The following is a 1,072-nucleotide window of genomic DNA, read 5'->3' as shown; positions in this document are numbered from 1 at the left end:
GTAGGCTGAGCGTTAATCGTAACTGAAGTACCCGCTGAGATACATGTAGCATCTGAAATTCTTCTAGTCGTTATTAAATAAGTTCCAGTTGTTAATGTTCCTGAAAACACATTCGACACTTGATAATTTACTCCATCTGCAGAGTATTCAAATCCAGTTCCTACAGGAGGATTAGTTACAACAACTGTTCCTGTGGAATTAGCACAAGTTGGTTGACTAACTACACTTACAGTTGGTGCGGCTGGAGCAGTTGGCTGCGCATTAAGCGTGACACTAGTTCCTGGTGATACGCATGTTGGATCACTTAAACGTCGAACTGTCACAATGTGAACTCCGGAAGTTAAAAATCCTGAGAAAGTAGTTGATGCCTGATAAGTACCGCCGTTAACACTGTACTCAAAACCAGTATTTCCAGGAGGAGATGTGACAACAATCGTTCCTGTTGGATCTGTGCATGTTGGTTGTAATGTAACTACAACAGTTGGCGCCGCTGGAACGGTCTGCGGTGAATTAATTGTGATTAATCCTGTCGATAAAGATACGCATCCATTGTTATTTGTAACATTGAAACTATAATTACCTGGCGCCAAATTTGAGATCACAGCTGAAGTAGTAGATCCAGATATATTTCCAGGATTTATTACCCAATTGCCTGAAGGAAGACCTGTCAAGTTCACACTACCTGTTGGAACCGAACAATTTGGTTGAACCACTGCACTTACCGTAGGAGTAGAAACTGTATTACAATTTACTGTAACGGTTACTATTGCTGTAGAAACATCACCATTACTATCTGTTATTGTATATGTAAATGTATCAATTCCGTTAAAATTAACCGGAGTATAGGTAATGGTATCGTCTGATGAATCAGCAGTACCTTGCGTATTTACTGTAGCTACACCATTAGCTCCTTGAGTAGCGATAACCACATCTACTGTTGTAGAAGGTCCGTCTCCGCCAAAGTTGTCGTTCGCCAGTACGGTGATCGTCGTTGGCGTGTCCTCTGCCGTAGTAGCCGTATCGTTAACCGCCGTCGGAGTATCTACCGATGCCCCGTCTGGAGTAACGGTAA

At 42.4% G+C, this 1,072-nt stretch carries 1 protein-coding gene; it reads right to left on the bottom strand.

Going from position 1 to position 1,072, the window contains the following annotated elements; translation table 11 throughout:
- Positions 1-1,072 (bottom strand): Ig-like domain-containing protein (locus ACOVQQ_RS04740; protein ID WP_421817183.1); only part of this gene is annotated, 1,072 nt, incomplete at both ends.

The organism is Flavobacterium sp. (assembly GCF_049240005.1).
Classification (GTDB): domain Bacteria; phylum Bacteroidota; class Bacteroidia; order Flavobacteriales; family Flavobacteriaceae; genus Flavobacterium.
The sequence above is the reverse complement of the archived record's forward strand: the minus strand, read 5'-3'. Positions and strand labels throughout refer to the sequence as shown.